This is a genomic window from Adlercreutzia rubneri, assembly GCF_009755265.1.
GTDB lineage: Bacteria > Actinomycetota > Coriobacteriia > Coriobacteriales > Eggerthellaceae > Adlercreutzia > Adlercreutzia rubneri.
On sequence record NZ_WPOO01000033.1, the window covers coordinates 1 to 8,978 of the forward strand.

5 protein-coding genes are annotated in these 8,978 nt (G+C 51.5%); all 5 read left to right on the forward strand.

The window, feature by feature from the left end; translation table 11 throughout:
- Positions 1-600, forward strand: a 600-nt coding sequence (locus GO707_RS11600) for a phosphopantetheine-binding protein (RefSeq protein ID WP_232325816.1), incomplete at its 5' end; no start/stop codon positions are given.
- Entirely contained in the window at positions 597-5,990 is a 5,394-nt protein-coding gene (locus tag GO707_RS11605) for a non-ribosomal peptide synthetase (protein WP_114538495.1), read from the forward strand. The genes GO707_RS11600 and GO707_RS11605, both read left to right, overlap by 4 nt.
- Positions 5,987-7,009, forward strand: a complete 1,023-nt coding sequence (locus tag GO707_RS11610; RefSeq protein WP_009608947.1) for an NAD-dependent epimerase/dehydratase family protein — start codon at positions 5,987-5,989, stop codon at positions 7,007-7,009. Before GO707_RS11605 ends, GO707_RS11610 begins: the two co-directional genes overlap by 4 nt.
- Positions 7,006-7,989: a Gfo/Idh/MocA family oxidoreductase gene (locus tag GO707_RS11615; protein WP_157013072.1), complete on the forward strand. Its 984-nt coding sequence runs from the start codon at positions 7,006-7,008 to the stop codon at positions 7,987-7,989. The genes GO707_RS11610 and GO707_RS11615 overlap by 4 nt, the downstream gene beginning before the upstream one ends.
- Positions 7,989-8,858: an anion permease gene (locus GO707_RS11620; protein ID WP_232325817.1), complete on the forward strand. Its 870-nt coding sequence runs from the start codon at positions 7,989-7,991 to the stop codon at positions 8,856-8,858. Before GO707_RS11615 ends, GO707_RS11620 begins: the two co-directional genes overlap by 1 nt.
- Positions 8,859-8,978: the final 120 nt, after the last annotated feature.

Here is an 8,978-nt window from a genome sequence, read left to right on the forward strand (position 1 = left end):
CGCAAGGATTCCCAGCAGCAGGTGAAGATACGCGGCCACAGGGTGGAGCTGGGCGAGGTCGAGGCCGCCGTGGCCGGATGCCCCGGGGTGAAGGGGGCCGTGGCCGTCGTGGCCGGCGAGCGCGAGCGCTCGGTGGTGCATGCGTTCGTGGTCGCCGACGAGGGGGCTGACGTGGATCCGGCCGGGGTGCTGTCCCGCGTGGCCGGGCTCCTTCCCTCCTACTTCGTCCCCCATGACGTGACGGTCCTAGACGAGTGGCCCTTGAGCGCGAACGGGAAGGTCGATCGAAAGGCCTTGGCCGGCATGGCCCCCGAAGCGGCCCCGTCCGCATCCTCCCTGTCCGAACCGGCCACCGAAGCGGAGCGCGCCGTGGCGTCGGTGTGGGAGGAGCTGCTCGATGCGGGGCCCGTCGGAAGGGAGTCGAACTTCTTCGAGCTGGGCGGCGACAGCCTCATGGCCATGAGAATGACGAGCGCTTTGGAAAAGCGTCTTGGATTCAAAATTGGACTTCAAGAATTTATATCCGATCCGACTGTAGCCGGAATCTGCCAAAAGATAGATACGACATGCGGGGACACATATGAGGAGGGAACCCTATGATGGACGAGATCCGATGCCTTCTTGAAGAGATGGCAGATGCGGGAATACGTTTATGGGTCGAGGACGGAAAGCTAAAATTCAGAGCGCCATCTGGAGCCATGACGGTAGAAAGGGCTAACCTGATAAAGAAGAACAGGGATGCTGTAATCGCAGCCCTCAACGAACCTCGCCCGATAAAGCGCGAGCCCGAGAAAAGGTACGATCCTTATCCTCTTACAGACATACAGCAAGCTTATCAGCTTGGCAAGAGCGAAGCTTATCCCTACGGCGGAGTGGGATGCCAAGGGTACATGGAGATTAGCTTGGGAGGCGTTGAATTCGAGCGATTGAACAACGCATGGCGAAAAGTGGTGGCTCGGCATGACGTACTTCACTCGGTCATTTCTGAAGACGGTTATCAGCAGGTGCTGGAAGAATATGATGTGGGATTGATTGAATTCGTCGAAGCCGAATCGCGAAGCTTAGAAGAGGTCGCTTCCGAATGTCGTAGAACCATGGATCACAAGGATTATGCAACCTCGGTCCATCCGTACGAACTGAAAGTGAGTACTGATGGGATTAAGTCAATCCTCCACATATCAGTCAACTTGGCTCTTTGTGACTTTTTGAGCATTACCATAATCCTCAATGATCTGGCTCGGGCATATGACGGCGAGCAACTAGATAGCAGCGACGAGATTTCCTTCAGAGATTTTGTCATGGATGCAAAAACCCGAGGAGTTTCCAGCCCTTCTCTAAAAGCAGATGAGGAATACTGGTCGGCACGCATTGACGAATTGCCTCCCGCCCCTATGCTTCCCATGGGGCCGAATCCTGACGTGCGAACGGGAGTTAGATTCATTAGGCACCAGATGAGCCTTACCGATAACGAATGGGCAGAATTCCGTCGCACAAGCGCAGAGAAAGGGGTTACCCCCACAGCTGCATTGGTCGCTGCATTCTCGGACACTTTGGCGCTGTGGGCGGAATCATCGGATTTCACGATCAATATGACAATGTTGAACAGGGGGGATGACATTCCTGGAATCATGCGTACGGTCGGTGATTTCACAATGTCAAGCCTATTGGGATTGATTCGTGACGAGCGCGCGCCCTTCTTCTCCCGCGCTCGTGCAGCGCAATCACAGCTATGGTCGGATCTTGAACATAGAAGCTTCTCCGGAGTCTCCGTGCTGAGAGAGATCGCGCGACGACGTGGACGTGCGGGCGGTGGGGCGCTCATGCCGTTCGTTTTCACGAGCAGCATCGGCCTACGCGGAGGATCGTCCTTGAGTGAAACAAGCCTCTTTCGTGGCTCTCGAGTCATCGGCGGACTTTCACAAACCCCCCAAGTATGGCTTGACTGCCAAGCGATGGAGTGGAATGGGTCTCTTGTAATCAATTGGGATGAGCGCGCTGGAGTCTTCCCTGACGGTCTGGTTTCAGATGCCTTTTCATCCTTCGAACAGACCCTTAGAAGTCTTGCCTCGAGCAAAGCGACATGGGAAGAGACACGAATAGTCCATTTACCTCAAAAGCAGAAACTTGTTCGTATCGCAGCAAACGACACCGGCAAAGAAATAGTGTCGAGTACCCTCCACTCAGACTTTATGAAGACAGCCCTCTCTCATCCAGAGCTCCCCGCCGTGCGATTGGGAGATGAGTTTGTGACATATGCGGAGCTGAGGGCGCTTTCCCTCAAAGTGGCCCATAAGTTAAAGCGAGGAGTTCGGACTGCGATCATTCTTGAGAAGAGCATTGCACAAGTAGTTGCGGTGATCGGCTGCAGCCTTGCCGGCGCTCCCTTTATTCCTCTATCCCCTGACCATCCTCGATCAAGAGTCGACACCGTTATGGGCAATGCGGAAGTGGGCGCGGTTCTCGCCAAAGCTGAAACCCTCGAAAGGCTTGACTTGGCCGGCAAAGAAGAGGCTATGGATATCGACCTTATCCTAAGCGATGACATTTCCGCTAACTTCGAGGATCGGACTTTGCCATCTGACGAAGCCTACGTGATCTACACGTCTGGCTCCACCGGGGTGCCGAAGGGGGTGGCGGTGAGCCACGCCGCCGCGTGGAACACCATCGCCGACATAAATTCTCGATTCAACGTTAGGCAGAGCGACAAGATCATCGGATTGGCCGAGCTAACCTTCGACCTAGCTATATATGATATATTTGGAATCCTTTCCGTCGGAGGAGAGCTTATCTTCCCCGAACCCTCATCACTTAATGATCCGTCGAGCTGGTGCGACGTAGTTGTTAAACGCAAGGTAACGATATGGAATTCTGTCCCCCAGCAGATGCAAATGCTTTCTTACTACCTTGATACGGCTCCGGATGTACCCTCTCTTTCCTTGAGGCTCGCTCTCTTGTCTGGCGACTGGATACCCGTCTCTCTACCCAACGATATCGCAGATAAAATCCCTCACTTGAAAATGGTGAGCCTCGGCGGTGCCACCGAGGGAGGAATCTGGTCGATCTTCCACGAAATCAATCCATCGGATTCGGAAAAGGCAAGCATTCCCTACGGAAAGCCTCTTGCCAACCAGGAGTTTGATATCGTAGGACGCGAACTTGAATCGCTGCCTCTTCTCGTTCCGGGTGAAATCATCATTAGCGGAAAGAGCCTTGCTTCGGGCTACCTCAATGACCCTGTTCGAACATCCGAGAGTTTTATAATGCGGGATGGAGTGAAATGCTATCGAACCGGCGACATGGGCAAATACCTGGAAAACGGCGACATCGAGTTTCTCGGGCGTGCAGATCAGCAGATTAAAGTACGGGGTTACCGCGTCGAGCTAGGCGAAGTGGAAGCCGCTTTAGAAAAGGCACCGGGAGTGGACAAGGCTGTCGCATTTGCTGTCGACAACGATAAAACCGACAAGCATCTTCTCGCCGCAGTCATCGCCGAAAAGGTCAATCCCGACAAGGCAGAATCCTTGTTCAAGAGATCTACGGTCGCCATGAAAGAATGTATGAGAGATCGCTTCAGCAAAATGGCTGTCAACGAAGTTGCAGAGTATTGCCGCAAAGTTGACGAGGTCTGCTTGTCGGCCATGATGAATTTGATAGCAGATGCCGTTAGCAAAGATTGCTTCTCAATGGATGACATGATGCATGGACTCAATGCCAAAGAGAGGAACAGAAGGCTCCTAGAGAGATGGGCGAAGTCTCTCGTCGACATGAAAGCGCTCAATGCAAAGGGCGACTCGTTTTGCTTCTCGGACGATTATAAGAGAGGCGACATTGAAGCTTTATGGCAACAGCTCGAATCCTTGGAACTGAAAGTCGAGTACAGCAAAGGGCTTTTGTCGTTTTTGCACACATGCATAGATTCCTTATCCGGCCTCGTGTCGGGGAAAGTGGATCATTTATCCATACTTTTTCCCGAAGGTGGTTTTGATGTAGCCGCTTCAACCTACAGGGACAACCTAGCCTCCAAAACTCTCAACTCCACACTAGTTAGCATGGTTTCGGAATTTGCGCGCATCAAGGGTGGGTTGAGAGTTCTTGAGGTCGGGGCCGGTACGGGAGGCAGCAGCGACTCGCTCATCGATGCGCTTGAGGGAACGGGGAGCACATATCTTTTTACTGACATCTCTGAATTCTTCCTCTCTGAAGCCCGAAATCGCTACGAAGGTAAAAACTGGATTGGCTACGCCATCTACGATGTCAATAAGGATGCCAGAACTCAGGGACTTGCAGACAACTCATTTGATCTCATCGTAGGCGCAAACGTACTCCATAATTGCATCGATGTCCTTGCAGGGCTGGGGCAAATCAAATCCCTTCTTTCTCCGGGAGGCATTTTGGCCTTTATTGAGGCCACGCGCGAGAGCTTTCCCCTTATGGTCAGCATGGATTTCCAAGATGCCCTCGGGATGGAGTACTCGGATTTGCGTGCAGGAACCAGCAAGGTATTCCTTAACCTCGACGAATGGAGCGGAATCCTCGCAAAAGCAGGTTTTGGCTTGACGGACTGCTCTCCTACGAACGAAGAACCGGATCTCTTTGGCCAGCACCTGATAGTCGCACAAGCAAAGGCTGATATAGCCGCGCTTTCGGTCGATGATGTGGTATCAGCCGCACAAGAAACCCTTCCCTCATACATGATTCCTGAAGCCATTGGGATAATCGACACCCTTCCCCTTTCGAGAAACGGAAAGGTTGACAGAGCCGAGCTTAAACGCCTACCACTGCTCGGAAGAACGCAGTCGAAAACTGCGGGCATCGGAGATGAGAGAGACAGCTACCGTAGCGATTTGGAAGCACGCCTAGCTGTAGAGTTTTCTGAAGTACTCGGAGCAGATAGCGTCAGGAGGGATGATGACTTCTTTGAGCTTGGAGGCGATTCGCTTTTGGCCACCAAACTCGCAGCCCAGATAAAGAAGAACGTAGACGAAGCGGCTGAGCTTGAATGGGAGTGGCTTTTGAGAAAGATGATGGAAAGCCCAACGGTCAGCTCACTCGCACTCGCGCTCTCCAGTACAGAAGAAGCAGAAAAGGCCGCGCCCAAAGGGCAGATGGAGCCTGTTGTCGTATTGAAAGACGGAAACGGAGATGGCGTCGTTAACGTATTGGTGCATGACGGAACAGGCACTCTTGACCCATACCGCGACCTTATTAGCGCTTCGGGTGACAAACTCATCATCGGTGTGCAAATGCCCGACATGCAAAAAGCCTTGGATTATGACACCCGATCTCTTATAGAAACCCTCGGAAGAGAGTATGCCGACCGCCTCTCGGAATGGAATGGATGCAGCTTTAGGATAGTGGGATACTGCATGGGAGGTTTGATCGCAACAGAGATTGCAAGAAACCTGATGGAGCAGGGAGAAACCGTTGCCGATCTCTTTGTCATCAGCTCATATGGGTTCCCGTTCAAAATCACCGAAGACGTAATGATTGAGTATGCTTTTGCTCGCGTACTTAATGCCCCAACTGAAGACCTCGGGTATCCGAAAGACGACGAAGCCTTCGCCAACGCAATCGCTGATGCCCAGATCCGACACCCCGGAGTATTGGATCTTCTCGATGGTGAAGGCCCTGTTGTCGAAAAACTGAAGAAGATTGCCTCCCTAGATTCGAACGAGCGCATGCGTAGGATACTTTCAACCGTGACCGCCGATAGCAACGTCGTAGAAAGATTGACCCAAATTTACAGGACGTTCAAACATAATTTGATTGCAGTAATGGAATACGAATCAAAACCCTATCTTGGCCCTATCCACTTTTTGCGAGACAGTGGAAGAATGGGGCTATTCAAGAACATCGGTGGTGATGAAACGGTTTTCTGGAACAGCGTCGCCCTCATGGGGATAGACACCCAAGATATAGAAGGAGATCACTTTACCTGCATATCCGGAGAACACGCAAAAGATGTCGCAAAGAGAGTGGGGCTTCGATGATCGGAGTGCTTGGGTCGAGCGGGCATGTTGGATCACTGCTTGCCGACATGCTGAAAGCTAAGGGGTACGAGCTTCGCCTCGGTTCTCGCTCGGCCGGATTCATCGTCAACATGACAGACCCTAGTTCTTTGTCAAGATTTCTCGATGGATGCGATGCTGTGGTCAACTGCGCTGGCCCCGCGTATCTACTGAGCGAACCAGCAGCAAGAACCGCCATAAGCTCAGGCGTTGCATACTTTGACGTTGCCGGCTGCGAAAACCTGTGCAAAACCCTAGCTGACGAATCGGCGGAAACACCGGTTGTATTTTCTGCAGGAATGGTGCCGGGGCTCTCGGGTCTTCTACTAAAGATGGCTATTTCCGCAAACAAAGGACAGGATATTGTTGGCTTTGCCGGGGGAGTCCAAGATATCTCTCTGGGTGCTGCGGCGGATCTAGTTTTGAGCATGTCCGATACGTCGGGATATGGCAACAATGGCTCCATGTGGCGTAGCGGCGCAGTCCGCGAACTTGACCACGATCCAACCCCCGCCCCCTCTTGCTTTCCCGAAGGGTCGTTTTGCAGAGCCTTTTTGTCAGAAGAGGCGAGAGTCATAGCCGAGAAGGAGGCACTTCCAAGACTTGAATGGTATAACGTATTTGTAGGTGATCTGTTTTGCAAGGCTCTTGTCGACGCACAGTTGTCGAAAACCCAGAGCCTCGAAGAAGCAAGCAAGAAAATCAGCATAGCCGCATCCATCGATGCTATGGGTAGACAGGCATTTTATACGTTGGCTGCAACTTCTGGAGAAATGGCCTACATTGTTAAATCGGCCGACAGCTATGAGCTAACTGCAGCAGTGGCATGCTATGCCATAGAGAGTTTCCTTGCTGGGAGCATCCCCAATGGCGTATACAACTTGCCCGATCTGCTTGATCCAGAACTGGCGATATACGGAATTCTATCTTTGTCTAAGAGTGCTCGAATCGAAATTGCACCGTCAAAGTCTTTGTTTGAAGTCGAGGAAGGCGAGTTATGAAAGCCGTGGTTGTGGGGAGCACGTTCGGAAGCGTATATGCCGAGGGCATTAAGATTGCCGACGATGTAGAGCTGGCTGGTATTGTAGGCAGGGGGAGCAAGAGAAGCGCCGCCTTGGCTGCATCATACGGAGTTCCTCTGTATCAAGGGGCTAATGCCGTTCCGGCAAACATAGATCTTGCTTGTGTCGTGGTAAGATCAGCCATGGTTGGAGGAGATGGAGTTGAAATATCTCGCTCCTTCCTCGAGAAGGGCATTCACGTAATCCAAGAGCAGCCCATGCATAGCAGCGAGGTTCTTGAGCTGACCAGATGCGCTGCAGAACATGATTGCAAATTCATGCTTAACGGTTTCTATCCATATCTCGATTCGGTTAAGCGCTTCATTGATGCCGCAGCTTCCCTTCGCAAGGAACACGAATTGCTAAGCATAGATGTGACTACATGCGTACAAGTAGCATACCCTTTTGTAGAGGTGGTTGGGAAAGTGGCCGGAAGCTTGCATCCTTTCAGATTGGATAAGATAGCAGATGCCGGTCCTTTTGACATCCTAGTCGGAGAAGTAGGAGGAATTCCCCTTTCCGTTCGATTCCAAAACGAAATGGATTCCAGTGACCCAGACAATAATGCCATAGCCCTGATGCGGATGGACGTTCGCTCGGATAAAGGCATTCTGTCCCTATGCGACGTTTACGGAGATGTTCTTTGGACGCCACGGTTTCATGTCGGAAAGGCAGCAGCCGACAGCTCGAATCTCTCAACCGTCGAAAGCGCAAGTATTAACGTTCTTCATAGGAGAGCAGAAACATATAATTCTATCCTCGCTGAACAGTGGCCGAAGGGGATTGCCAATATGCTCTCGGAGAGACTTGGAGAGCGCAACTCCCTTGCCACAACCCAATTCCAGATTTCCGCATGCCTAGCCTGGCAAGAGTTTACTTCGGCCTTAGGTGCCCCAAGCGAATTGAGGCAACGTCGTTAATGGTAGTCGAGCGAACAGCGTCATTTGGAAAGCTTCATTTAAAAGGCATTGTTGCTTCGGTAGGTTTGACCGCTGGGCTTCTTGTTTTGATATTTCCATTGCCGGAGTTGGAAAGCCCAGCACGTATTCAGCTTGCTCTCACTCTCGGTGCTTTATCGTTTTGGGCAAGCGGAGTGATGCCGGCCCCAATTACGGGCATGCTGTATATGGGGCTACTGCTCATCACGAACTCCTCTGATCCGCTAACAGTTTTTTCTGGCTGGACGAACGAAGGAGGCAGTCTATGGCTGGTGCTTTGCGCGTTTCTCATAGCTTCTGGAGTTGAAAGGTCTGGACTTGCTAGAAGAGCAGCTCTGAGTATTTGCGCATCCGGTCAAGTCAAAGGTTTTCAATCGCTCATTGCAGCGATAGCCGTCATAGAGCTGTTGTTCGCACTGATCATTCCAAGCGCCTTTGCAAGAACATTCGTCATATTGGCAGTTGCAAAAGAAGTGTGCAAAGAAAATAGCGTATCTGAGACGGATGCCGCTGTAATCAATTTTGCATGTTTTGCGCTTGCAGTTCCCACGACACTTATCTTTTTGACTTCGGAACCAGCCCTCAATACACTCGTTGTTGAATATTCCGAATTAGGGTTGAGCTGGGTTGGCTGGTTCAGCACTATAGGCATTCCCAACATCATCTACTTATTTTTAGTGACAGTTCTGTTTATAAGAGTGTTTAAGCCGTCTGGAAAGGTCTTTGTAGATGGGGTAAAAAGCCGCGCTTCGTTAGAAGACCTTGGCAGATTGAGCCCTAAAGAAAAGAAGATGGCTTTGTGGCTCTCTCTGATGATTGCATTCTGGTTGCTTTACCCTTTCATTGAGTAGTAACCCTCTCCGGTACCAACAATCAGCAGAATCTGGTACCGCCAGTCAGCGGGCTTGGTACCCTGGGTAAGATAAATTGGTACCGCCGCCCATCGAGCCTAGAATTCCATGTCGCGAGCC